The following is a 26,081-nucleotide window of genomic DNA, read 5'->3' as shown; positions in this document are numbered from 1 at the left end:
CAAAAAATCGGCTTCTTAGGGTTCAGGTAGCCTTAAGAAGCTTTCTATTGTTTGTTTTCTTTCAGATTATAGAGCATTTCCCGGGTAGTTCTTTCCAAGTCGAATTCCGATTGCCAACCCCAATGCATACGAGCCATTGAGTCATCGATGCTGTTGGGCCAGGAATCGGCGATTTCTTGTCTAAAATCGGGCTTGTAATCGATTGTGAATCCAGGAATCTCACGCTTTATGCTTTCTGCTATTTCTGCTGGGCAAAAACTCATTCCGGCAAGATTGTACGAGGATCGTATTTTAATAGAATTAGGATGGCTTTCCATTAACATGAGTGTTGCCCTTATGGCATCATCCATGAACATCATGGGTAGTTTGGTGTCCTTTTTTAAAAAGCAAGTATATGTTTGGGAAGAAAGTGCCTTATGGTATATTTCCACGGCATAATCAGTGGTTCCCCCACCTGGCATCGTTTTATAGCTGATAAGGCCGGGATAACGGATACTACGTACGTCTACCCCGAATTTTTGATGATAATAATTACACCAACGTTCTCCGGATTGTTTACTTATGCCATAAACGGTACTAGGTTCCATAATAGTGTTCTGGGGCGTATCGTCCACAGGGGTATTTGGGCCGAATACCGCGATACTCGATGGCCAAAAAATCTTATCTATTTTTTTCTCCTTTGCCAGGTTCAAGACATTGAAAAGAGAGTTCATGTTCAGGTTCCAGGCCCGCATCGGAAATTTTTCAGCAGTGGCACTCAACATCGCGGCCATTAAATATACCTCGCTGATTTCATAATAGGCAATTACTTCTTCAAGCGCATTGTAATCCGTTGCATCCAAAAGTTCAAAAGGTCCCGAATTCATCAAGCTTTCGTTGCCTTCACGAATATCACTTGCTATGACAGTGTTCGCTCCGTGTTTTTTCCGAAGTACATAAGTAAGTTCTGTTCCTATTTGTCCACAAGCCCCTAATATTAAGATGGATTTTTGCATTAAAATGTAGTTAAATGAATACTTGGTAAATATAGCTTTTATTAAAATTTGTACATTCGCTCCATGCATAAATTCTTTATTACCTTATTGGTGTTTTTTGTAGCCGTTTCCTGTAAGGAAACCCAAAAAGAGGAAGTGGATCAAGATGCTTCGGGATACGTAATCAGTACCGAAAAATGGCCAAAAAAACGTTCTTTGGATTCCAAGGCCAGTGCCATTTTACAAGAATGGCCAGAGTTCATGGCTATGGATGTCAGTTTTGATGCTTTGTACAATGCCGGAAATAGGGATGACCTAAGCCTTACTATCGATAATATTATAGAAGAGCAAAAATTGCTCGAGAAATCTACTTATCCGGAACAGTTCGATACACCGCAGATAAAAAGTAGACAGAAAGTATTCAAAACCTATCTACTAAAGGTAAAGGGTGATCTATATTATTATTTGGACCCAGAGGCATCGGTCAATGAAATGATCGATTCTTATAACATTATGCGCCAACAGTTCAACGCAGTGGTCAACCATACTTTCGATGCCCAATTGATATTGGATGATGAATAGGCCGGTATTGCACTTTGCCTAGATAGAACAAATTAAAAAAGTAACAGCACTACCCACTTATTTTTCAAGCAGCAAAAAATAAGGTGAGAATAAAAGGGTTATTTTTTCTCCTCAGTGGGTTCTGCTTTTCTTGCTTCCAAAGCTTGTTTGCTTAAACTCGCCAAGTTAAAGTTAGGTTCTATTTTCAAGGCTTCATCTATTAAGGCAATGGCCTCATCGATTTTAGCTTTATCCTGATTATAGCTTACAAGTGCCTTTAAATGTAAAAATGCGGCCTTCAATGGAACTTCATAAGGCTGTTGTCTTTCGTAAAAAGCGTATTTCATATCGTCCTTGGCGTTGGCCAATCCGTATTCGATATTGGTACTTGCCCCGATATTGTCCCCGGTCTGTATTTTAAGATCGGCCAGTTCATAAGCCAGATAAGCATTAGGGGTTCGTTTGTTCAGGATTTCCATTTGTTCCAAAGCCCTTTTAGGCTGGTTGATCGCTTTTAAGGAAATGGCCTTTACTTGTACGGCCAAGTCAGAATCGGAATCGTTTTTTTCGTAACCAATAGTATTAAGCGCTTGCATATGCTGATTGTTATTGGCATAGATATACGCCAACGTATCTTTTCTTGCTTTTGAAGGGGAAAGCACGTTCAAATGTGTCAACGCATTGGTCATTCCGTTAATATCGGCCTGCATTCTCATTTCTTTGTAAAATGCCTCATAATGTTTTAGAAGTTCGTTATTGGTTTGCGCACTTATCGTAAAACTGATGGCAAATAGGATTACAAAAGCAATCTTTTTCATGGTATTCTATTTTGATAATTTAAAGTGTGCTAAGCTATTAAAATTATTGATAGAAATCTGTTAATGAAACCTTTAATTGGGCATAAAAAAAGCGCCGAAAGGCGCTAGTTCTTTAATCAGAGCTTCATTCTTTCAAGCAGCTGTAAGTTTTACCTCCTTATTGGTAAAAGTACGGAGTAATCCTGCATAAAAACCCATACTTTCAGTGTCTGTGACAATACATGATTTTAGAAATTCCTTTAGATTTTTAAAAAATAGGTTTGCATGTAGAATAGGAAGGGTCATGTTCACTTTTGAAGGTTCATAAAAGGTGTCATCCATTACAATATCCAGGACTATTCGTTTTCTGTGATAGTCGATGGATACATCTGCTGCATTATAATGTTTTTTTAGAAGTGCAACATGTAAGGTTTCGAATTTTTTGGTCGATTGGGGGTTGGCGCAACTTTCGGAAATCAATTTTTCAATCTCCGATTTAATTTTGAGTTTCAATGTTGAATTTTCCATGTCAATCGAATTTTATGGTTTACTTAAAGTTATGCATTTTATCGATAAAACCCCTGTTTAACGAAGGTGTATTAACAAAATATGCCCATAATTGTTGTGAAATGTGTAATTTTTGTGGTGTATTAATTGTAAATTGAAGTAAGAAAAACGTACTTTTTAACAAGAATTAGCCTACTTGAATCTATAATTTTACCTGAAAAACTTGAATTTTGATCATATTTTGGTGAAATAAGTCCTTTTTGATCGGCTATTTGTTGATAGTATTCTTTTTTAGGAGGGTGCAAAGGGTATGCAGCGTTGAAGGTTTCGCCCCACCATTGTTTATTTACAATAGATGTTATGATGCCGATACAATCATTTAAATGAATTAAATTGACAGGGTAGTTGCCATTGCGTAAACCTTCTTTACCAGAAAGCATGTTGATAGGATGCCTGTTTTTATCGATCAAGCCCCCAAAACGGATAATGGTGGTTACAATACCAGGTATTCGTCTAAATAAATACTCTGATACCAACAATTGTGCACCAGCCTCCGTAGTTGGATATGGAGGAGTGCACTCCGTAATTTTTCCTTGGTCTTCCCCATAGACCGATGTACTACTGATAAAAATGATTTTCTTGATCTTTGAACTCTCTACGGCGGTTTTAAGATATTTCATTTTATGCACATAGTTTTCGGCATTGTCACCACGTAATTTTGGGGGTATGTTGATAATGAGGATTTCAGTGTTTTCCAATACTTCCCCAATAGGTCCTTCTAGGCCATTTTCGGACAGCTTTATGGTATATGGTACGATCCCTACCTTTTCTAAGGCTTTCATTTTTTCTTCAGAGGTTGTGGTGCCGTAGACCTTGTAACCTTGCTCAATAAATGTGAGGGCCAATGGCAGCCCTAACCATCCACACCCCATAATGGCAACAGACCTATTCATAATAAAGGGTTTTTGTCCATAAAATGGCATCGTTCAATATAAATGGCATAGGAATGTTATTCGTGGGCCGCTCGGGTATCGTGAATTGTGGATTCGTAAGCAAATCGTTAGAGGCTTCATATAAAGTCAATTCCAATGGGGTGTCCTTTGGTAATGTCAATCGAATTTCGGTGTATTCATTATTGCTAATATAATGTGTGACCAATTTGCCATTTTTTCTATGGGTCAAGTAATATTCGCTTAATTCTATACCATTGATCACGGCTTTTTTAATCTCTACGGTATTCGTAAAGACTTCTAGCCGGTTCACGTTACGTTGTGGTGTTATGCAGAGTTCCAAAACACGTTCGTTCCCAATTAGGGTATCCAAGGTTGTTTCTATCTTGGGTGCAATGATTTCCTTTATCGGCGCATCGGTAACATAGGTAAACCCAGATGAATATTTGCTACTAATGGTTTTGTCGGCTAGTTTTTCGGGAACCTTTTTTGTATCACCTATGTATTGGGATGTCCAATCGGATATCACTTGTTCATAAGTCGCCCATTTTGCATGGTTGCTGTTGGCATCATAAACATATAAAAGGCTCGTCGGTTTGGCATTTTCTTCATTAAAGCCGGAATTTATATGGGCAGACACCATGAAACCCATAAAAAGTAGAAGACCCAATATGCCCAATCGATGCTTGTTCTTGTAAAATCCGAATACCGGTAGAAGCAGATAAAAGGTTAGAGTGGTCAATAGGGTAGTGGCAACCATCATTTTCAATCCCAGTCCAATAGGGAACATTTTTATAAAGGGAGCATAAATGAAGAGGGCGGGTAAGGCTAAGAATACCAGTAAATATGCACTGGGGTTCTTTTGGTTGATAATTACCATGAACGAAACCAATAGGGCATATAGGGGAATAATGAAAAAGCTTGCCCCTGGTAAATATGTACCTACCAATCCACAAATGACCAACCAAATTATAATAGGGGCAACCAAGAGGTTGGGGGTGTTAATATGTTTGAACTTATGATACACCCAAAAACAAATGGCCAAGGAGAAAAGTACAAATGCAGCGATATATGTATGGCCATTATAGGTGAATCCATGTAAAATATCCGCATACGCCGGATACAACCACTTAAGGACCTTAAAACTGAAATAGCCTACGATGCCATTGATGGTCAAAGTGATCAACATGGGGACAAAGCCTAGTAATGATTGACGCGCATCCAATGTTTTTTTTCGGAAACCATTTACTAATAATACCCCAAAAAACAATAAGGCCAAGGCGAACATGGGCCAAATCCATTCAAAGGGATAGGAAACCATTTTAAAAAAGGGCACGTTGAAATAGACGAGATCGTTCAGGCTCTTTAAGTTATTTAAATCGGCGTCCGCAAAATGATATAACAAAGGCATTAGATAGCTGCCTTGGTGGGCAAGGGTATTCCGGTTCAATCGTTCATAAGAATCACGAACGGTATGATAATCGTAATGATCATCGATAAATGCGAAATTTAATCCTTCGATATCCCCATCTTCCCTAAAAACGGTCAGATCGGTATCATTGGGGAGCATTTTATAAATACTGTAGACCAGGGAATTAGCTACGGGAAATTCTGGATTGGCTTTTATGAATTCACTGATTAATTTTCCATTTCCCCGATTGGTCTCGACCAACATATAACTGGGTCCGCCACTGCCACGTGCCTCAAAATTCAAGGTAAGTCCTACTTCCTTGGCCCAAGGATGCCCGTTTACGAACAGATCGGCACCGTTAAGTCCCAATTCCTCGGCATCTGAGATCAATATAATAATGTCGTTTTTTGGTTGCTTATTGCTGGCCAGAAAGGCGCGTACACCTTCTAATATGGTTGCGACCCCACTACCGGCATCACTGGCTCCCAAAGAGGAATGTGGATTGCTGTCATAGTGGGAAAGTAGTAGAAGGGCCTTTCCTTTCCCGGAACCTTTAATACGGGCCAGTATATTGGTCGCCTTACTTAAATTACCCCAATCCCCTGCTGTATGGCCTTCTTGAATGGTGGTTTCCAAGCCCATTGACTTTAATTCGGAAATAATATAATTGCGTACTGTGGTATGGGCGGGGAAACCCACGGCATGCGGTTCTTTGGACATTTTTTCAACATAGGTCAAGGCCCGGTCGGTAGAGAACTCGGTCAAAGGGGCAGTGGCATCTTCATGATAGGATGGCATGGCCGATTTAAAACTCCAATAAACAGCAAATAGAATGAGTAAAAGGGTAATTACTTTTGTAAATCGCTTCATAATAAATACTTGGACTTTAAAAGTATGAAATAATCGAAAGTTCTTCAGTCATATCGATCACTTTATCCTTTCCGATATTTTTTTCTATCTTTAAAAGGAACCTAAATGACAAGAATATGGCTATCAAAAGTTTTCAAGGAATTAGAAAGACAATAAAAAAAGAGTTTGATGCCCCTATTTTGGTATCGGATTATATGAGCACCAAGTTGGTTACTTTTTCACCGGAGCAATCTATCTTAGAGGTTATGGAACAGTTTGCGTCCCATCATATTTCCGGTGGACCGGTATTGGACGATAATGGTTTTTTGGTTGGAATAATCTCGGAAGCGGATTGTATGAAGCAAATTTCAGAAAGTCGGTATTTTAATCAACCGATTCTCGATAAAAGCGTTGAGAAATATATGTCTAAAGAGGTAGAGACCATACCTCATGATATTTCCATTTTTGATGCAGCGGGTATTTTTGATAAGCATAACCGCAGAAGGTTGCCCGTAATGAAAGACGGACTGGTAGTTGGGCAAATAAGCCGTAAAGATGTGGTTATTGCCGCATTAAAACTTAGCGGACATAATTGGAAGTGATCTATTCCCGTTTAACGATCATATAATAATCGTTATCCAACGGCAAATATCCTAAGTCGTATACAAAGTAGTAAGTAGTGCCTTTTTTGGTGGTATAAAGGTTAGTGATGAATTCGAAATCGAAACCTTTGTTCATCAACCGGGTTCTGGTGGTTTTCGTTTTGCCGTCTTTTAACGGAAAGCTATCCAAAATACGGTAATTCTTACGCAGTCGGTTATTTATATTCCGGATGAGGTTTTTGCTGACTTTGTTGATCTTGTTGTTATAGGCGTTTCTGCAATGGTCAGAGCAGAATTTTTTGTCTATACGCCCCTTGACCTCGGTACCACATTCCAAACATTTTCTCTGCATCTTATTGCTCCCTTTTATAATTGAACTTTACTTCTTTTGAAGATCCATCCTCATCACCAACGACGACATACATGTTTATTTCGTTTTCGCTTATTCTTTCTATGGTGAAATCATCGAAATAAATTTTGTCACCTTCTAACTTAACCAGTTTAAAATCTACGGTTTCATCTTTTTCTTCCCATCCTTTCAACGAACCATGAAAATGTTTCAGTTGTAATATCAAGGTTTCATCGCGCTGTTGAATATGGCCCACTTCGTAGAATTGTACCTTACCCTCGGTTACCAGTTTAAATACGAACATCATGGAATCTCCCAAGGGCGGACTCCATATTTCTTCGGCAATGCCACCAAAGGCTTCTCCTTTCCAATGGCCTGTAACCCAAGAAACATCTTCCAAGGTAGCTTTAGGTGGTATGTCGTTATCAGAAAAAGACATTGTGTTTTGGGCAAAGCAACTTACCGAAAAGCATAGTAAAAGTATAGTGGATAATTTCATACAATAACACTTTAGTTCATAGCAATATACGAAATATCGGTTTACGAACGATTGGTATATTAATCGTCGATTTGAATGTCGTACTTGAACAACAGGCCCTCTAACCCTTCCTTGGAAAAACGTGCCTTTTTTATTTTGTTCTGTTCAGGGTCTATTTTATAATTGTAAGCAGTACTGAAATCGGCCTTTTCCAATATGGTATTGTTAAATACCGCTTTTCCCAAATCACAGGATTGGAATATGGCTTGGGTAAGGTCGGCTTCGGTAAAATCAACATCGATCAATTTGCAATGGTCAAATCTGAATTTGGGCAATTTCATGGTATAGAAAGAGGAGAAATTCAATATACAGTCAGAAAAACTGAAGGACATTATGAATTTGTTGCATTGATTGAATTTGACCCCTAGTATTTTACATTGTGTAAACAGAACATCATTGAAGACCGTTTCGACAACATTGGTGTTGCTCAAATTACATTCGATGAATTCGCATTCAGTAAAATTCTGGTTGTCGAGATAACCATCTGCGAAATTGCAATTACTGAAAATACAGTTTTCGTACTCCCCGGTTTGAAGGCGGTTTTTACTGAAATCCTGCCCTTTGAAAGTTTTATCGGCTATAAAAGGTTTTATCATTGCTTGGCCTTTGATCTGGTTCTAAGTTCAATTTTTATTTTCGGGTTCCTTTTTTTGAGGTCATCAATGAAATCATATTTAAGTTTTGGGGATATGATGACATTTTTACCGTTGTCCAGATTTATTTCCAATCGATCCAACGATGCGGCTGGGGCACTAATAGGATTATGGGTTTCGGTAATCCTTGTTATTTGGCTTATTTCGTAGGATTGTTTCAAAAGAAACCCCGATTTCACTTTCAGTATATTACCGTCAATGGTGTAATAGGTCTGATGGAAAAGGTGGGCAATAAAGGCAGCGGTAAGGGTCATGAATAAAAGTCCGCCCCAACTTTTATCCAATATCAGGTTGTAGGAACTAATAATAAAAACCAAGACAATAACGAGCACTAGGCCTATTCCTATTTTTGATTTATAAACTTTCAACAGTCATCTTTTTTTATTCATTTAGGATTATGGCTGGCAATCCTAAGTCATTATATAATTTGTTATATGCTTCCATTTCATCGTTTACGATGGCATTTCTTTCATTTTCATAAGTCTTCCATTCGGCCATAAGGTCTTTAAGTCGCTCTTTAGCCCCTTGGGTCACTTTAGGTTCCGCAACATCCACATAACTCTTTAGCTCCATAAATTCCGCATTGAGTCGGTTATTGAAATTGATTACATCCTGAAAAGTTTTTTGTTTGGGTTGTATTAATTTCCCTTCCCAGGTTTCAATACGCTCAATTAATGATTTGCCCTTTTCCAATAGTTTTTCGGCCTTATCATTGCCTTTCAGCAACTCGGCGTAACTTTTCAATTGTGCTTTTGCCGATAGCATGGATGTAACCGATTCGTGAATACTTTTTATACCACTTTCAATGTGTCCCAAAACAGTTTGTTGTTCCTCGTAGTTGGCTGTTGTACCTTCTACCTTTGGATTCTTCATTACCGTAACTTCTGTTTCGGATGTCAATCCGTCTACGGTCAGTTTTAATTGGTAGGTGCCTGGACCCACTCGTGATCCTGCATAACTACCGTATACGAAAACCTTGTCTACAGCAGGTAGATTTTCTTTTCTGAAATCCCATGTGAATCTATTGAATCCTTTTTTGGATGGAAGTGTTTCTGGTTTGGATGGGCCACCGGGCCATGATTTAAAATCTTTCGGTTTTTTGTTCGTATAGGTTCTTATGGTTTTGCCTTTGTGCAAAACCTCTAATTTCAAATCCAAACTATCGGCATCGGTATCTAAATAGTAATCGAACGTTACTCCGGATTTAGGGTTTTGTCCAAGTCCAGGAACGGGTTTATCGGTATGCCCACCAAATATCAGGTAAGTATCTTTGGGTTTGAAAATACTGATTTGTTTTTTTGGAGAATCCATATTCTGAATGGGCGCAAGGTCATCTAGAATCCAAAAAGAACGACCGGCTGTGGCGGCTACCAAATCATTATCCTGAATGATCAAATCATTGATTGGAACAATAGGCAAATTCAACTGGAAAGGTTGCCAATTTTGTCCGTCATCCAATGAAATGAACAAACCGGTTTCCGTACCGGCATAGAGCAAACCTTTCTTGCGTTTATCTTCCCGAACCACCCGTACGAACGTATGTTCACCAGTTATACCATTTGTTATATTATACCAAGTGGTTCCGTAATCCGAGGTCTTAAAAATATAAGGTTTGAGGTCCATTTGCTTGTAACGCATCACTACCACGTAGGCTGTACCTGGATCATGTGGTGATACCTCAATACTGTTCACGATTCCCTCTTTTAAATTCGGGGGTGTTACATTGGTCCAATTCAGGCCTCCATCTTTTGTAAGATGTATAAGTCCGTCATCACTACCAGCCCATAGTACCCCTTTTTCATGGGGAGATTCAACCAAATACATAATGGTATTATAATTTTCACCACCAGCGGCTTCATTGGTATACGGACCTGAACCAGGCCCTTGTTTAGATTTATCGTTTCGGGTAAGGTCGGGACTTATTATGTCCCAGCTATTTCCGTTATCCATAGATTTGAAAACCACATTTCCCGCATGGTAAATGGTGCTTCTTTTATGTGGGGAACTTATAATAGGGGCATTCCAGTTGTATCGGAATTTAAAATCTTCAGGAGCGTTTCCGAGGGCTAATTCGGGATATTCCTTAATGGGTTTTCCTTCACGAGAAGCCCGAACCCATTTCTCGATGATTCCTTGATAGCAACCTCCGAAAACCACCTCGGGATTATCCGGATCAAAGGCTAAATAGGCACTTTCACAACCAGCGACGGAGTACCAGTCTTTCCAATCGATTCCTTGGTCGTTGGTTCTACTGGCAATCGCAATGGCCGAATTGTCTTGTTGGCCACCATAAACATTGTAGGGCACTAAATTGTCAGTTATTACGCGGTAGAACTGTGAGGTAGGTTGATATTGCTGGGAACTCCAGGTCTTTCCCCCATTATTCGAAACATTGGCACCGCCATCATTCGAATTGATCATTTTATTGTTATCGATCGGGTTGATCCAAAGGTCATGGTTGTCGCCATGGGGTGTGGATAAGGGCTTAAAGCTGTTACCACCATCGATGGATTTAGTTACTGGGGCATTGAGTATATATACCAAGTTTTCATCCTGTGGATCCGCAAAAATTTCCATGTAATACCAAGATCGGGCAATATTGATTCGATCTTTGTTTACTTGCGTCCATTTTTTACCGGCATCATCAGAGCGATAAACGCCTCCTTTCTCACCTTTGGCCTCAAGGACGGCAAATACGCGTTCAGGATTGGCCCTTGAAACAGAAATTCCTGCTTTACCGAATTCTTTGGGCAATCCTTCTTTCATTTTTTTCCAAGTATCCCCTCCATCGGTTGATTTGTACAAGCCGGAATCTTTTCCTCCCGAGGTTATGGTCCAAGGAAAGCGTTGGTGCTGCCACATGGCCGCATATAGGATCAGAGGGTTCTTCATGTCCATAGATAGAGAAGAAGCTCCGGTAATGTCATTTATATAGAGCACTTTTTCCCAAGTTGCCCCACCATCCAAAGAACGGTAGATACCACGATCGGTAGATGGCCCGTACTGTGCTCCTTGCGCCGCAACAAATAGAATATCTGGATTGGTCGGGTGAATAATGATGTCGGAGATATGTCGCGTATGGTCTAAACCCATATGTTGCCAAGTTTTACCGGCATCATTAGATTTGTACACGCCATCACCCATAGAGGTCATGACCCCACGGGCGGCATGCTCCCCCATACCGACAACGACTATATTCGGATTACTTTCGGAAACGGCTATATCGCCAACCGTTCCCGTTTTAAAAAATCCGTCAGAAACGTTCTTCCAAGTAATACCGTCATCAACGGTTTTCCAGACCCCACCACCGGTATTTCCCATGTAATAGGTCATCGGTTGTTTTACAACTCCGGTCGAGGCTACACTTCTGCCGCCACGAAACGGACCTATATTACGCCATTTGAGTCCATGGAACATGGAATCCTGCACGGTGATTACAGGAATCGCTGACTTCTTTTTACGTTTTTGGGATTGTACGGATAGCGGAAAAATGAGTAATGCAAGGAGAATAAACTGCAAGGATTTCATACGGTTGGTTTTTAGGATTTTGACTAGTGCCCGAGAGCTACCTCTGAAAGGTAAGAAACCTATAAGAAAAATGCAGGGTTGAAAAAGTGTTTTCTATTGACTTTAAGTGATTATGTTAAGGATATGGCGCAAAAAAACCTTGATCATTGCTAAAACGGATGGCAATCACCAAGGTTCAATGCGATAAATAAGCTTAATTATTTTCTTTGAGATAGTAATCGCGAAGTATATAAAAAGCCTGTTTTTTCATGCCTTGTTCAGAGATTAGGCCTTTTCTATTGAAATCTTCCTGAATTCGTTTTAAAGGTCTTCTTGAAGAGCGGAAATCCATTAAGATCCAAGGGGATAATCCTGACAAAAATTTAATGTTCCGCATCATTTCAATATTGGTCTTATACACATCGGCTTGGTATTCTTCGGTCCACCGTTCATTTTTATTTCCATGTAAGCCATAGAGCGCACCACCGCCAACTTCGCTCATGATCATGGGCTTGTCGTAAGCACTTGCCCATTTTACCGAAGAACATTTTTGCGGTTCGTCAACGTACCAGCCACAATAATGGTTTATCCCGATAACATCCACAGCTTCACCTAATGGATCTTCGATCATTTTGCCGCCTTCTCCCTCACTCTGGGTGTCCAAGGCGGCGGTTATCAATCGTGTATTGTCCAATTTTCTGGCCTCATTGGCAAGGTTACTTAAGAACGAAAGTCGGGCCTCACCCTCAGGGGTTTCATTGGCCACTGACCACATAAGGATCGCTGCCCTGTTCTTGTCACGGGAAATCATTTCCGTTAGTTGGTTTTTTGCATTGGCATACGTATCCATATTGTCGAATAAGATGGTCCAATACACAGGTATTTCCGACCAGATCATAAAGCCCATTTTTTCAGCCTCACGAACCATGGTCTCACTATGGGGATAGTGGGCCAAACGAATATAATTGCACCCTAGTTCCTTGGCCCATTGCAACAATATCCTGCATTCTTCTTTAGAGGTTACCCGACCAGTTTTAAATGGGGCTTCTTCGTGAATACTTATGCCCTTAAGGAAAATTTCCTTCCCGTTTAGTAATATCTTGGATCCTTGGGTAGATACGGTTCTAAAACCGATGGCATCGGTAAGTTTATCGGCCCCTGTTTTTATGGTTACTTCGTAAAGCTTTGGATTTTTCGGCTCCCATAGGGTGGGTTTTGCTTTTATCGAAAAATTCGCCCTTCCGTTTTTAATAACGGATTTCACATTTTTACGTAGTTCGGGAATACTGATTTCCACGTTATCGTCATCCGTGCTATTTTCGACGGTTACCCAACCTTCAATGTTGTTGGTACTGCCTTTTGCCAATTGAATGGAATAATCGCTTATGTGGGTTTTAGGTGTTGAGATCAAATGAACGGATCGGGTAATGCCACCGTAGTTCCACCAATCTTGGTTGACCGTGGGTACATTTTCACGTTTACGTTTATTGTCCACTTTCACGACTACAAAATTATTCCCCTCTTTCAGCTTATCAGTAACCTCAAACTGAAAAGGTGTATAGCCACCTGTATGGGCACCTATTCGTTCTCCATTTAGGTAAACGATTGCTTCGTAATTAACGGCTTCAAAGTAGAGATAGACCAATTCGTTGGTTTTGGCGGTGTAGTCAAAATCTTTTTTATACCATACGGTACCTTCGTAATAATACAGTTTTTCCATTTGGGTGTTCCAGTCTCCTGGTACCATAATCTGGTAACTGGTGTCAAAATCGTATTCTATTAAATCGGAAGGCGATTGCATTTTGGCATTTTTGAAGTATCCATTATCCATGGGTTGTAGCCTGTGATTGTAATAGCCATTCTCCAACGGGTCAATTATGATATCCCACAAGCCGTTCAAAGAAACTTTTTCCCTTGAATCAATATTTTGAAGTAGATCGGCAAATTCCTTTTCCTGTGAAAAAAGGGTAGTAAATGAGGAGATAAACAATAGGATGATTAAGCTTTTAATTGGTTTCATGTGCATTTTCAATTTCATTTTTCGGGTTGAATGGAACTTTATCGTGACTGATTTAACTAAATATCCGTTTTATAAGTATCTACCAAGGTTATCACTTTAAGATTGTTTTTGAATGAATCTAAATCGTCGTTTTCATTCTTTTCGATGGAGACGGTTTTTTTGGTGTTCGGTAGCATATCAAAATAATTATCCGAGAAATTGGCATCGGATCCAGTAGATAGAAAGACGTTCTTGGCCAATTTTCGGGTACTCAAAGTTACTTCAAAACTATCGGTATTTTCCTTTATCGAGAAAGAAAGTTCCGGATTGGGAAAATCGAGGGATTTGTAAGGGGAGAAATAATGCAAATTCTCCATTTTCACCTTCTCATCAACGATCAATTCACCCTGTAAAAGCACATTTTTCGAAACTGTCCTGTTGACCAAATCATTTTTTGGAATTGAAAAATAGGACTGGGATCGGTTGGGTGCCACAACCACCTCTTTTTCCCGTTGGTTGATTTCATTACCTTCGAAATCGAGCAGGCGAAGCTTCAATTTTGCATCCAGTGGTTGCAGGGAATCGGATACGATGTGTACCTTTAGACTGTCTGTCTGCTCTTCGAAAGTGACCAAGAAATTTTCAAAAGATTTTTTTGCTTCGTAATGAAGGGCCTTCCATTTACCATAATAATCAATACTGGACCAAGAAGCCACTGGCCAACAATCGTTGATCTGCCAGTACAAGCTGCCCATACAGCGGTCCCTGTTTCTTCTGTGGGCCTCAATGCCAACTTTAATCCCATGGGCCTGTAAAAGATGGCTAACGTATAGGAAACTCTCAAAATCTTTTGGTCGTTTGTAATGGCGTAGCATATATTCCTCAATGGTCTCATTACCAATGCTTGATCTTTGGTGCGATTTCATAACCTCTGAATAAATGTCATAATCTTCTGGAATGGTGTATTTTTTAACGCTTGACATTTCTGGGAAGGACTGAAATCCGTATTCAGACATAAATCTGGGAATTTCAGTGGTGTATTTTTCGAACGGTTCTTTGCCCCACCAGACCATCCAATAATGGGCATCCCCTTTTTCCAAGGATTCCGGTTCCCCGAAATCACTTTCAGGGGATGATGGCCAGTAGGCGCGGTTACCATCGAAATTTTGAACCACTTCCGGAAGTATTTTGTGAAAGATATCATCATAGGCCTTCCAAATGGTATCGGAAATTTCGGGAGATTGATTTTCTGTGACCTGATTTTTCCAACCCCAGTTTTCCCAGGCCGAAAGAATCTCGTTATTTCCGCACCAAAGGGCGATTGATGTATGGTTGCGCAGCCTTTTCACATTGTCAATGGCTTCTTGCCTTACGTTGTCAAGAAATCCTTGGTCGCCAGGGAACATGGCACAGGCGAACATAAAATCTTGCCAAACGAGAAGCCCCATTTCGTCGCACATTTGATAAAACTCGTCGTTTTCATAAATACCACCGCCCCAAACGCGGAGCATATTCATATTGGCCTCCTTGGCGGAGGTTAGGATGTGTTCGTAATTGGATTTTTTTGCACGGGGTAGAAAGGCATCTTGGGGAATGTAATTGGCCCCCTTCATAAATACGGGATGCCCATTTACCTTGAAATAGAATGATGTTCCGTAGGCATCGGGTTCCCTGACCAGTTCTACCGTTCTAAGGCCTATTTGATGTGATTTTCGGTCGATATAGGAGTCGGATATAACTTTAACTTCGATATTGTACAATACCTGTTCCCCCATTCCATTGGGCCACCATAGTTCCGGATTTTCTATTTTGAAAGGAATATTGAACTTGTTTTTTCCTACCGCTAACGCAACTTCTTGTTTTTTGATTATGGAATCATTGACAAGGATTTCAATTTCCGATTTTTCGTTGATTTCATTGGCACTCAACTCAATTTGAGCCGTTAGGCTGGCACTTTGGGCCAAGGTGTCTTGTTTAATATAAAGGTCATCGATCTTATGGTGGTTCCAACTACGCAGTTTTATAGGTCTCCAAATACCGGAACTGACAAAACGTGGTCCCCAGTCCCAACCAAAATGGTAACCTGCCTTTCGGGTAAAAATGCTCACTTGTTTATCACCTTCTACCTTACCGATATTTGCAAGATCATTGTCCGATACGGGAATTTTATAGCCCAAGGCATCGTATTTCTCCAATCCTTTTTTAATTGGCGATTCGAATACGATTCGTAAAACATTATTACCCTCTTTCAATTTCGATTTTACCCCGGCCGAATAGGTACGGAACATATTATCGGTCTTTAAGATCAATGTCTCGTTCAGGTAAACGGTACTATAGGTGTCCAAACCTGAAAAATCAAGTTCTATTTCCTGTTTTTCTAGGTCTTCTTTGGTAAGGTTGAAATTTGTTTTGTACTCCCAGTCCTCTTTATCTATCCATTGCAGGTCGTGTTCGTTCAACCGATAATAGGGATCGGGAATTTCCCCGATTTCCATTAGGTCGGTGTGAACGGTTCCTGGAACGGTAGCGCGGTTCCAAAGCGTGTCTTGGGTATTTTTGAAGGTCCAGTTTTGCGCAATTTCAATCTCGGAAACCGATGGATCATTGTCACAACTAGAGAGAAAAACAGTTGCCATAATAAAAAATAAAGTTTGAAGTAATCGAGTGGTTTTTAGCATGGTTTTATTTTTTCATAATGTTAAAGGCACGGCCTTTTAATCTATAGTTCATCAGAAGGTTCGGTCAAGGAACCTTTCTTAATGGTAGAGCCGTTTTTATTCTGTTTTCCCCAATCTTTAAAGGATCGGTGCCGTTATATCGGAAATTTATTGGTGAACAAAATTTCCTTTGAATTTAGGTCAAACGGGTAGGGCTTTCGTATGCGTTTTAAAGTCTATCAAATTTAAAGGTTGATCGCTTTTAAAACAAGTGTTGTGTATTTACAAATAGGTATTTGACAATATTGTACCAGTGTTTGATTATTGATGCCACATACACCAATGATAAACGGATTTTTTATATGAATAGGCAGGATTTTGGATTGGAAACCGAGGCAAACTTCCTCGATTTATCGAGAAGATGCTTCTGAATATTTCAACCTTATGGTTTATACCAAAAGGTTTATAATATAAGGATAATAGATAAGAATGATAGTGACCAAGCAGGAAAGGGCCGCAAAGGTTACCGCACCGGCCGAAATATCCTTAATGAAGCCTATTTTCGGGTGGTTTTCCAAATGAACGAAATCGGCCAATTTTTCCGCCGTAGTATTCAGGCCTTCTACGCTTAGGACAAGGCCAATTGCCAAAATCTGATTGATCCAATCCTGTTTGGAAATATCGCATACGAATCCCAAGATGATCAATACCACGAAAACAATTAATTGGGCAATGATACTATGTTCTGTTTTTATTAAAAGCAGGGCTCCTTTAAGGGCATAACCGATACTTTTGATTCTTCCATTGATAAATTTCCTCATTGGATGTAGTCCTCACCCAGTAGCTAAGGTTTACTAGGTTATTGTTTTCGCCAAAAATAGGATAAAATGTATTACCCTGTAATTGGGTAAAAGGGATACAGTGTTAAGAGTTCATTAATTTTTTATAAGGTATTACGCTGGTTATGGCCGGTTTTCAATTTTATACTGTATTGTGGTTATGAGAATTAATGAGATTATTTTAAGAATGTTTTTAAGATTAATTAGATTAAAGACGTCTGATTTTGACAATAACAAAGGAAATGTTTCAAAAGTTTTGAAGATTGATCAAAACTTAAAAGCTGTTAAAACCAAGTTTATTATTGAAGTATCTTTGACAATGGTTTTAATGGGGTTGTCGACTGCACGCGTAACACTTTTCTAATCAAAAGAATATACCTTTGAATAAGGTCGTTTGGTTTTAATGTTGGGCTTTGGAAACCTAATTTTTTATAATACTTTCTGTTAATAATTCTAACTAAATCATCAATTATGAAGCAATTAATTACAGTAATCGCAGCTGTCTTGGTAAGCACTTTTTCTTATGGGCAGTGGCAATTTTCAGCAAGTTCTGGATATGCCATAGGAAGCGCTGGCATGAAATTGGGAGAACGAGTGAATGTCTCAGAAACAGAAAACTCTTATGGTAGTTATGGTGAAGGGGCCAACGTTCAAGTACGGGGAACCTATTTCTTTAACGAATCGTTTGGAGTGGATTTAGGAGTTGGTTACTTACATGGTACGGATCAAGATGTATCAGTTGTTGATTTACCTAGTACGGAGGTAAATGCAGTGGCCAGGGCCCGTGCTTTCGGAGCTTCAACTTCTGTTGTTTATAGATTTACCAATAACATTTATGGTCGTTTTGGGGCTTTATTGAAATTAGGCGGTAAAACCGAAGCCGTGGTGTATCAAAAATCTGTTTTCTCTGAAGAAGAGGCGGCGGCTTTTGGTGTGCCGGAAGGGTCATATTCCGAAACAAATTATAAAGAGGATTATCACGGACATTTTCCTTTAGGCCTCGTAGCCGCACTTGGTTATAAATATGATTTGAATACGAATTGGAGTCTTTTTGTAGAGGCTGAATACTACGGTATCAGTTTAAAAAGAAAAGATTCCGAACTATCTGAATTCAATACTGATATTGTTTTGCCCGATGGTTCTGTTGCCGTGAGCGGTTATTATAATATGGATAATTTACCCGAAGGCGTTAATAGAAAAACGACTTATGAGGATAGTTTGTCGAATACCAATACAGATACCTCTAAAACACTATCACAAAAAGTACCATATTCCTCTTTCGGACTTAATATAGGTATAACCTATAAATTAGGACGTTCTAAAAAAGAGTAGAGGGCCTAGGGATTTTCTTTTGATCCTTTAAATAAACGACCCCATCAAAACGTTGGTTTTGATGGGGTTTCTTTTTTAAGGGCTGCGCTGTTCCCTTATTCGTACATAGTGGGTTTTTGGTTATTCTATTTCATGCTCAATTAACTCCAAAATAGCGTTCAGATCTTCCATCAAAGGAGCGTAATGTGCTTTTTCCATAGCACTACTGGTAAGAACGAACATTAAAATATTATTCTCGAACGCCCTGGAATCCAATAACCCCAGATTACTGACATCCTGACCGGTTTTTTCGATACCTATTTCTTGGTTTACACCTGTTAGGTCGAATATGACCCGTAAACTGTTGTCATTTGTCCTAAAAATATCAAGTACTTTTTCCCGTTGGATACCGAGTTCGTTTTCTTGTTTGGTTACATCCTCTAAAGTAGATATCCAATTGGTTAATTGTATTCTTAAATCTGGGTTTGAAATGTCTTTTAAACTTCCTGAGCTTATGATCTCGCTTAAAAGGGAGTTGTTGGGATTAAAGGAAATATCGGAAGAAAATGTATTGAACAATAATTGTGAAAACTGTGTTTCGGTAGGGGGATGGTTTTTATCGGAGATATATTGCAATAGTTTTTTAGCTCCCCGGAAATTTTCCTTGTTTACCTCGATCAACGCATTTAACTTGAATTTACTGGTCTTGAACTCCTCTTTTAAGCCATTTAAGTACGTCTGTTCTTTTTCCTTGATTACCCGATTTTGATTGCTATTATCTATGGCAAGGGCTATGAGTATCCCAATCACCACAAGAACAATCTCTCCTATTGCATACAACAGATATTTGCTGAAGTTGTTTTCAGAAATCAAATTTTGTCTAATTTTCCTAAAGAATTTTATCATTGGTTAATGGTTTTCGATAATGACTTATCCTAAAATACGGCACAGGTTAATACTTGTTTTAAGCGGTATAATGATGCACCTAATTAGATGTTTTGTACTTTAAAGATAAATGTAATCTAATTTCATTGTATAGTTTGATTACATTTTTTGTAGCTCTTTTTGCGTGTTGTAGGCTATCAAAGGGTTCGGTAGAGATAAAATTTATCGATTAAGATACCGATTACACGCTCAGACAATGCCGTTTTCATAGTAATTGCTCTGCCTGGCCATACTGATTTCAATCTTGTTTCTCTTCAGTGTATATGTATAGATGTTACTATGGTATTATGCTTTCGGAATAATGAATAAGTGGTTCAATCTCATTTTGTAGCTTTTATTCAGGAAGGGCCATAATTTACAAACAAGGTGGTAGTGCTTGGAAAGTTGCAAGCAAATAGACACAACCTCCTAGAAAAGCCGGTATTAACTGTATTTTGAAAACCCTGTTGGTAGAATTTTTTATTTTAACAAGAATTCTAAAGGAATATGGAGCCTTTTACTCCAGGCATTTTCACTATGGTTTTCTCCAGGGAAATATTTAGTGATCCAATTATCTTCGTTGTATTCTTTTTCGACCATCAACTGGTCTACTTTTTTTTGGATTTCCGGATACAACTTATCCAATGTTTCATCTCCACAATCAAAATAAATCTTATGGCTTTTAGGATTTGGAAGGTTTTTGTTCAAATACGTAATAAATGCATCTGGTATTGGGTTGTTGTCAAGGGTAAAAGTACCTGGCCAATGCGTTGATAAACAAGCAGCCCCTCCAAATACCTTTGGGTATTCACAAATAGCATACATAGAAATTAAACCTCCCATACTGCTACCCATCACATAGGTGTTCTCTTTGTCAGAATAAACCGAATAGGTTTTGTCTATATACGGTTTTAGCTCTTTAACAATAAACTTAAGATAGTTGTCAGATTGAGGACGGAATGTATTTGTTATTGGAACATGAGAGCTTTTAAGTTGGGCATTTACCGTATCTCTTTGACTATTTGATAATAATTCAAATGGTTTTTGCGGAAAATAATCAGAGTGCCTCGTTTCTCCTCCATTCCAAATGCCAACAACAATAAATTTTTCAATCTTATGTGATTGAAATAATTTGGAAGCCACATCATCTACATTCCATGCTTGTTTGTTCCACGAGCTTTCAGGGTCGAATAGCATTTGTCCATCATGCATGTATAACACAGAATATTTTTGCGATGGTGAATAACCTTCAGGCATCCAAATATCAACATTCCTGGGGGTTATATATTTTGACTCGAAATTCTCAATACGTTCAATCTTACCATGAACGACTTTTGGAGGCGAACTTTGTGCTTTTACAGAAAGAATAAATGACAAGACTATAGTGGTAATTATTAATTTTTTCATCTATTATTTGTGTTAAATATGTCTCTGTTTTTTTGATTTATTATTTCCTATCCAAGGCAAAATACCAAAGATTTTGCGGACTTGCTTAAAAGCTTTAAACTTTGGGTGAAGTACCAAAAACCGTATAAACTATCTCCATTTTTGTAACCAGTTTTTATTCGAATACGTGATTCATATAATCTTGATAACGTTTTCCATTTTTTTTATCATTAAGCCGTTTTGTCCATTTTATTAAATTTTCTTTAGGCTCGTTTGTATCTGAAATATTAAATTGTACCAACAGGTTTTTTCCTAATTCTTTTTGAAAGAAACCTTCAGTACGCAGTTTTTCCAATACTTGAACGCAAGTTTCGAATACTATGTTTCTAAAATTTTCAAAGTCTAATTCTTCTTTGTCGGTTTCTACTGAAAGAGTTTGGCATAGGTCATGGAATTCAGCTTTGGCCCCATTAGAGGTAAACCATTCAACAGGTTCAAATTCATAAAAATCCTTGTATTTAGGATCTTGAGATTGCATTTTCTCTAAATGACTTTTAGTATTTGTATAAGGGACCAAGGTCATTGCCCCATCATCACTTATTAATGAAAAAGAGCAAATATCGGAACCATATTTTTGAATATTTTCTTTAAAACTTTTTTTAACGGCAAATTCAATTTTGCTTTTCAACTCTTCGAAATTAAAATCAGTATTCATAGTTCTTTATAATTGGTTATATCACCGCGTTATTTGCGGTCCACATTATCTTATGGAAATATAGTGAAAACGATAAAAAGTTTTAGATGATATTGGCAATAAAACCATGGGTGCCACGGAGTATAAGGGCCAATGAACACCCGTATATTGGGCGACCAACGGTGAATAAACACCCTTAATGCGGCTTAAATGAAGTAGCTTTTCCCGGATTATAGGCTTTTGCAACGGTTACTATTGATTTACTTTCGGGAATTTCTTTGAGATCTACTAAAAGCATTCCTAGTTCGGAGAGATTATAGTGGTTGTTCAGTTCTCTGTTCTGCTTTTCTAAAAATATATATACTTCCTCTAGTTTTTTTATTTCTTGTTCTGAAGCTCCTAAACTATTCAACAGGTTTTCGTTCCCAAAGATCTTCTTATTAAATACCATGCTATGTTTTTTGCTTACGGTAATTTATAAAATACTTCTTGTGAATAGAGGGGAAATGAGAGCCATAAGACGATAAGGAAGGTAAAGGGTTTCCGTATTTCAAAGTTGTAATATAACGATTGGTATTTGTGGTCATACGCACGGAATAGGAATTTATTCCTTCCTGATCCAATACTGGGTCCTACCAAAAAGGGAAACTCCAAGGAAGCCCCTTACTTTCAATTTATTTTTGTTTACCAACTCTAAATAACACTTGTAAATTTTTCCGTTTTCCGGATCTAAAATAGTGCCACCATTAAACTCATCATCATCTTTTTTTATGTTTTCAATAATGACCAGGCCACTAATTGGTTTACCTTTTTTTGTTCCTTTACAATTGTCACAAACAGCATTTTTATCGCTCTTGAAACTTTTGACTATTTTGGCGAAATAGAGATTATCTGTTTTATAAATTTCAATAATCGCTTTTTTCTCCTTGGTTTCATCATCGTAGGTTTCCCATTGTCCGGTTATTGATTGCCCATAGCTTACAAAGCTTAAGGTCATTATACATAGTGTAAATAAATATTTCATGATTATATGAGGGTTTTTTTATTAAGCTTCTTAAGAATTCCAATTTTTACCTAGAACTATTAGGTCCTAAAAATAGAAAAATTAATGTTAGTAATTTGAAAAATGATTTTGGCCAATAATAAATTCCCCCAAGTTTTAAATGGAATTAAAAGTCATATAAAAGCTCCCTCTGGTAGGAACCGTTTTATTTTTTTATTTGATTGATGGCCTCATTGTACAAGTTGGTCATTAGTTCTTCTTGCCCGGTCAATTCCCAAAACCTCAATTGAAATTGGGTTAGGGTCTCGTCAATGTTTTCCATATTGTGGGCATTTGGATCGAAATAATAATCTAATATTTTAATTACGGTTCTTTCGGTTAAAACCTCTTGCATTGAATATACATGAGTCAGTTTTTGGGTTGTATCAAAATCAAATTCTGATATAATTCCTGTTGATTTGGCCGATTCCCAAGCGGTATTTGTTAATATAGCATCAATTAAACTCTCATTGTTCGTTAATACACCAAGATTAAGAAATTCATGTTTTAATAGTTCGGTTTTCAAACTGTCATTACGCCCTTCAACTAATTCAGTAATGCGATTTCTTATTTTTATATGTCGCTCTTTCCATTTATTGATTATTGCCGAATTTCGATATAGTTCTTTCTTAATGCTTTCAATGGCTATTGTCTTTTTTTTATTGGTTTTGTGGTCATCAACTAATTTATTGATAAACAAAGCGAATAAAACACTAAAGACAATCAATAAACCTTCCGCTAAATATTTCTTAAGATTATTCATTTTTTCCTGTATTGTATGTGAAACATAGAGTGTATAAAGGCATTAACTTATCAGATGAATTTTGATTCGAATTTTTATGTATTGTTTTTCTTTTTTATTTAAAAAGCCAAATTTTGAATTTTCCGCTATGGTAAAATTTCAATTTATCGGTTTTGGTTTAAAGCTCAGTACTTTGGGTTGAGCTTCGAAATATGTCTTAACAATGGCCGCTGTTAGTTCCTGACCTTATAGTTCATTCTCTTTTAAATCCTTGGCTAAACTTGCGATTTTTAATTTTATATTCCGCTTTACATATTTTAAATCAGCTGAATTATCAATCATTAATTGGCGCATATAGTAATTTATATGCTCAAGAATTGCGATAAAATTGGCAAATAACCCCCATAAAATTAAGTTTTCAGGTATAATTTTCCAGTCGTTTTGATATAATTGAATTGCAAATATTAACGGAATCAGGCCAATTAATATCAAATTTAGTTTTTTAGAAATCCTGAAAATATTTAGGTTTTTTTCTTGATTGAAGGGTTTGTTCATTAATCTATATAACTTTAATTTCCAATAGTATTGTCCTTGAATCAGTATTATTATACAAATTAAAATACCATACAACAGAAAAAATATATTTGAAAATGAGTTATTAAAAATTAGATAAACGAAAATAGCTGGGAAAGTCACAAAAGCGTGAAATCTTTCCATAGGATAATAACTCTTTAGTCTTTTTATCAGTTTTTGTTTGCTCATATTATTTATGGTATGAAACTATGCCAAGTAGGTCAGAAAGGGAACCTATCGTTTCCATCTTTACACAGGGCCAAAGCCCTTATTGTTTATAGGTGTTATGACTGTTGCCCAAGTTAAGAAAAAAGTCTTTATCGATTATTGCCGATCGGGAAGGGGGGCGTAACTATAGGTAAGCAAGCAAAGAAGTACTATTAGGAAAAACTGTTTGCCCTACAACCTGAGGAAATACCTGAAATTCATCGGGAAACGAGCGAAAAGTGGGATGGGAATGCTTGCTTTGTCATTTTTTATAAAAAACAGGTGCCAAGAACTTGAAAGAACACTTGTAGGCCCCCTAAAAATCTAGATTGCCCAGTGTCCTAAAAACAAAAAGCCCCTAAAAAGGGCTTAAAAGAGGTCTTTTTTTTGCTGTTCAAGGGCTTGTGCAACGGTTACCATTGTTAGCAAAAGTTATTTTCCGTCCGATATTATTTTTATTTTCTTAATGCCAATTACGCCATAAATAGAATTATCTGCATTTTGTTTCCATTGAATCTTATCATAGACGGGCTCCTTAATAAGTTTCCCTTCGAAATTAATTAAACCATACTTGTTGTTTTTTTTGATTGATAAATATTGAGAAGAATTAATATTTCTGATTTCTTCAAATTCTTCATCTGTTAACAAACTACCCTTAAAATCGAATAATTTAAAGTTCTTGATTTCCGACGCAATAATTCTGCTACTATTGATAGGCTTAATAACTTTAAATTTATTTTTCAATATAATTTTTCCATTCATGTCCATAAGTCCTAATTTATTATTCATCCTAGTCTCAAACAAACATTGGTCAACAAAATTGATATTATCAAAATTTAGTTGTTTTATTAAAGGCAGGCCTTTATTGTCTAAAAGTTCCCTTGTACCATCCTTTGTTCCAACATGCCTTGACCCACATTTTTTTGAGCTAATAGTGAATAGTTTATCATATTCAAAAGGAATTAATAAATTATTCTTGATGTCAACTACACCATATTTGTTGTTTTTCTTTACTACGATGAAATCAGGTTGGTCAATGACGATACGTTCATATATCAAAGGTAATAACTCATTATTTTTTTCATCTAATACCCCCCATTTGTTCTCACTGGTTATAGCATTATAAACATCATAATCATTCCAGTAATATAATTTGAAATATAGTGGAGGAATGCTAACGTTCCCATTGATGTCAACAAGTCCAAATTTATCATCTGATTTAAATATAAAGTATTTGGGGATACGATTTTTCCAAATGGCTTTCTGAATATCATTTCCTTTCGTGAGTTTCATTAAAGATGTACCTTTTTTATCAATAGCTCCCACCTTTCCATTCTTAGTGACTATGAAGAAATTATCTTTGTGCCATCTAATATCGTCGTACTCATTCGTAATAATGACCTTTTCTTGGAGATTTATTATTCCGTATTTGTTTTTGTCCCTTATTTTTAAAAAATCATGGTAGTGCGGCTGAATAAATTCTAATTCTTGATACTTGATAGGTATAATAATTTCGTTGCTACTACTTATCAAGCCTATTTTATTTTTTTTTATTGCTTTAATACGATTACGGCTTATATCTCCTGAAAGACTATCATACTCGTATGGCACTATAACTGTCCCGTCCTTTTTTACGATGCCATATTTATTGTTTTTAGTTTGGAATTCACCAAAGTCAACTTCTCCAGGATTATTTGGCGAAGTTGCTTCCATAACTTCATTTGTTTGAGCCATCATTAACGATGAGAATATAAAAAGAACTAATATTACTTTTGGTTTAATCATAATTTGGGTCATAATTTTTGCTAACGTGTTTGTGTATGGAAAGTTGCGTTTTTGTGTGCGAGGATTTTCCGAAGGAAAATCAGACGTAACAAAAATGCAACGACCTTTGGTTAAGCACTAATTTAGCAATTTTTTATAGCATCGATGAAAAAGCAGTAAGTCGAGTATCTTTAAAATGAACAAAAAATTAAAGATATGGTTACTCAAATTACTGCTGTACCGAA

General features: G+C 37.5%; 25 protein-coding genes. 3 read left to right on the top strand and 22 right to left on the bottom strand.

All coding sequences use genetic code 11. The annotated features are described in order from the left end of the window. Positions 1-44: 44 nt before the first annotated feature. Positions 45-995 (bottom strand): NAD-dependent epimerase/dehydratase family protein, encoded by a 951-nt coding sequence (locus GJ691_RS08000; RefSeq protein WP_154365635.1) that lies wholly within the window; start codon positions 993-995, stop codon positions 45-47. Positions 996-1,058: 63 nt separating this feature from the next. Here GJ691_RS08000 and GJ691_RS07995 point away from each other — a divergent pair, with 63 nt between their 5' ends. Next, on the top strand, positions 1,059-1,556 hold the full coding sequence (locus GJ691_RS07995; protein ID WP_154365633.1) for a hypothetical protein: 498 nt from the start codon (positions 1,059-1,061) through the stop codon (positions 1,554-1,556). Between the two features lie 98 nt (positions 1,557-1,654). Here GJ691_RS07995 and GJ691_RS07990 read toward each other — a convergent pair whose 3' ends face one another. The 4 genes from GJ691_RS07990 to GJ691_RS07975 form a co-directional block, all read right to left on the bottom strand. Further along, positions 1,655-2,353, bottom strand: coding sequence for a hypothetical protein (locus GJ691_RS07990; RefSeq protein ID WP_154365630.1), 699 nt, complete (start codon positions 2,351-2,353; stop codon positions 1,655-1,657). 132 nt (positions 2,354-2,485) lie between these two features. Beyond that, positions 2,486-2,860, bottom strand: a complete 375-nt coding sequence (locus GJ691_RS07985) for a hypothetical protein (protein ID WP_154365628.1) — start codon at positions 2,858-2,860, stop codon at positions 2,486-2,488. A gap of 122 nt (positions 2,861-2,982) precedes the next feature. Beyond that, positions 2,983-3,792 (bottom strand): Rossmann-fold NAD(P)-binding domain-containing protein, encoded by an 810-nt coding sequence (locus GJ691_RS07980; RefSeq protein ID WP_154365626.1) that lies wholly within the window; start codon positions 3,790-3,792, stop codon positions 2,983-2,985. Next, positions 3,785-6,070, bottom strand: coding sequence for a M28 family peptidase (locus GJ691_RS07975; protein ID WP_154365624.1), 2,286 nt, complete (start codon positions 6,068-6,070; stop codon positions 3,785-3,787). The genes GJ691_RS07980 and GJ691_RS07975 overlap by 8 nt, the downstream gene beginning before the upstream one ends. 116 nt (positions 6,071-6,186) lie before the next feature. Between GJ691_RS07975 and GJ691_RS07970 the strand changes: the two genes are divergently transcribed. Continuing rightward, positions 6,187-6,651 carry a CBS domain-containing protein gene (locus tag GJ691_RS07970; protein ID WP_154365621.1) on the top strand — a complete coding sequence of 155 codons (465 nt, stop codon included), beginning with the start codon at positions 6,187-6,189 and terminating at the stop codon, positions 6,649-6,651. A 1-nt stretch (position 6,652) separates the two neighbouring features. Here GJ691_RS07970 and GJ691_RS07965 read toward each other — a convergent pair whose 3' ends face one another. From GJ691_RS07965 to GJ691_RS07930, 8 genes are all read right to left on the bottom strand, one after another. Then, on the bottom strand, positions 6,653-7,003 hold the full coding sequence (locus GJ691_RS07965; RefSeq protein ID WP_154365619.1) for a hypothetical protein: 351 nt from the start codon (positions 7,001-7,003) through the stop codon (positions 6,653-6,655). Between the two features lies 1 nt (position 7,004). Continuing rightward, entirely contained in the window at positions 7,005-7,499 is a 495-nt protein-coding gene (locus GJ691_RS07960; protein ID WP_154365617.1) for a DUF6265 family protein, read from the bottom strand. Positions 7,500-7,558: 59 nt separating this feature from the next. Next, positions 7,559-8,134, bottom strand: a complete 576-nt coding sequence (locus tag GJ691_RS07955; RefSeq protein ID WP_154365615.1) for a pentapeptide repeat-containing protein — start codon at positions 8,132-8,134, stop codon at positions 7,559-7,561. Continuing rightward, the gene (locus tag GJ691_RS07950; protein WP_154365613.1) at positions 8,131-8,559 is read right to left on the bottom strand and encodes a PH domain-containing protein; all 429 of its coding nucleotides are present in this window, start codon (positions 8,557-8,559) and stop codon (positions 8,131-8,133) included. The genes GJ691_RS07955 and GJ691_RS07950 overlap by 4 nt, the downstream gene beginning before the upstream one ends. Positions 8,560-8,572: 13 nt before the next feature. Further along, the gene (locus GJ691_RS07945; protein WP_154365611.1) at positions 8,573-11,719 is read right to left on the bottom strand and encodes a VPS10 domain-containing protein; all 3,147 of its coding nucleotides are present in this window, start codon (positions 11,717-11,719) and stop codon (positions 8,573-8,575) included. A 193-nt stretch (positions 11,720-11,912) separates the two neighbouring features. After that, complete coding sequence (locus GJ691_RS07940) at positions 11,913-13,718, bottom strand: glycoside hydrolase family 2 protein (protein WP_154365609.1); 1,806 nt, start codon at positions 13,716-13,718, stop codon at positions 11,913-11,915. Between the two features lie 56 nt (positions 13,719-13,774). Continuing rightward, on the bottom strand, positions 13,775-16,333 hold the full coding sequence (locus tag GJ691_RS07935) for a beta-mannosidase (RefSeq protein WP_246200144.1): 2,559 nt from the start codon (positions 16,331-16,333) through the stop codon (positions 13,775-13,777). 470 nt (positions 16,334-16,803) lie between these two features. After that, positions 16,804-17,175, bottom strand: a complete 372-nt coding sequence (locus tag GJ691_RS07930) for a diacylglycerol kinase (RefSeq protein WP_154365605.1) — start codon at positions 17,173-17,175, stop codon at positions 16,804-16,806. Between the two features lie 489 nt (positions 17,176-17,664). Between GJ691_RS07930 and GJ691_RS07925 the strand changes: the two genes are divergently transcribed. Further along, the gene (locus GJ691_RS07925; RefSeq protein WP_154365603.1) at positions 17,665-18,525 is read left to right on the top strand and encodes an outer membrane beta-barrel protein; all 861 of its coding nucleotides are present in this window, start codon (positions 17,665-17,667) and stop codon (positions 18,523-18,525) included. A gap of 120 nt (positions 18,526-18,645) precedes the next feature. Here GJ691_RS07925 and GJ691_RS07920 read toward each other — a convergent pair whose 3' ends face one another. From GJ691_RS07920 to GJ691_RS07880, 9 genes are all read right to left on the bottom strand, one after another. Next, on the bottom strand, positions 18,646-19,410 hold the full coding sequence (locus GJ691_RS07920; RefSeq protein ID WP_154365601.1) for a DUF6090 family protein: 765 nt from the start codon (positions 19,408-19,410) through the stop codon (positions 18,646-18,648). A 79-nt stretch (positions 19,411-19,489) separates the two neighbouring features. Continuing rightward, positions 19,490-19,606: an integrase core domain-containing protein gene (locus tag GJ691_RS19895; RefSeq protein ID WP_425481738.1), complete on the bottom strand. Its 117-nt coding sequence runs from the start codon at positions 19,604-19,606 to the stop codon at positions 19,490-19,492. A 302-nt stretch (positions 19,607-19,908) separates the two neighbouring features. Then, positions 19,909-20,835, bottom strand: coding sequence for an alpha/beta hydrolase (locus tag GJ691_RS07910; RefSeq protein ID WP_154365599.1), 927 nt, complete (start codon positions 20,833-20,835; stop codon positions 19,909-19,911). Between the two features lie 154 nt (positions 20,836-20,989). Beyond that, positions 20,990-21,529, bottom strand: coding sequence for a DUF4303 domain-containing protein (locus tag GJ691_RS07905; protein WP_154365597.1), 540 nt, complete (start codon positions 21,527-21,529; stop codon positions 20,990-20,992). 175 nt (positions 21,530-21,704) lie between these two features. After that, complete coding sequence (locus GJ691_RS07900) at positions 21,705-21,959, bottom strand: hypothetical protein (RefSeq protein WP_154365595.1); 255 nt, start codon at positions 21,957-21,959, stop codon at positions 21,705-21,707. Positions 21,960-22,112: 153 nt separating this feature from the next. Then, complete coding sequence (locus GJ691_RS07895; RefSeq protein ID WP_154365593.1) at positions 22,113-22,532, bottom strand: DUF2147 domain-containing protein; 420 nt, start codon at positions 22,530-22,532, stop codon at positions 22,113-22,115. Between the two features lie 184 nt (positions 22,533-22,716). Next, positions 22,717-23,313: a hypothetical protein gene (locus tag GJ691_RS07890; RefSeq protein WP_154365591.1), complete on the bottom strand. Its 597-nt coding sequence runs from the start codon at positions 23,311-23,313 to the stop codon at positions 22,717-22,719. 225 nt (positions 23,314-23,538) lie between these two features. Further along, positions 23,539-24,054 carry a hypothetical protein gene (locus GJ691_RS07885; RefSeq protein WP_154365589.1) on the bottom strand — a complete coding sequence of 172 codons (516 nt, stop codon included), beginning with the start codon at positions 24,052-24,054 and terminating at the stop codon, positions 23,539-23,541. Between the two features lie 450 nt (positions 24,055-24,504). Further along, positions 24,505-25,857, bottom strand: coding sequence for a WG repeat-containing protein (locus tag GJ691_RS07880; RefSeq protein ID WP_179955064.1), 1,353 nt, complete (start codon positions 25,855-25,857; stop codon positions 24,505-24,507). Positions 25,858-26,081: the final 224 nt, after the last annotated feature.

It is taken from the genome of Maribacter luteus (genome assembly GCF_009674825.1).
GTDB classification, from domain to species: domain Bacteria; phylum Bacteroidota; class Bacteroidia; order Flavobacteriales; family Flavobacteriaceae; genus Maribacter_A; species Maribacter_A luteus.
The sequence above is the reverse complement of the archived record's forward strand: the minus strand, read 5'-3'. Positions and strand labels throughout refer to the sequence as shown.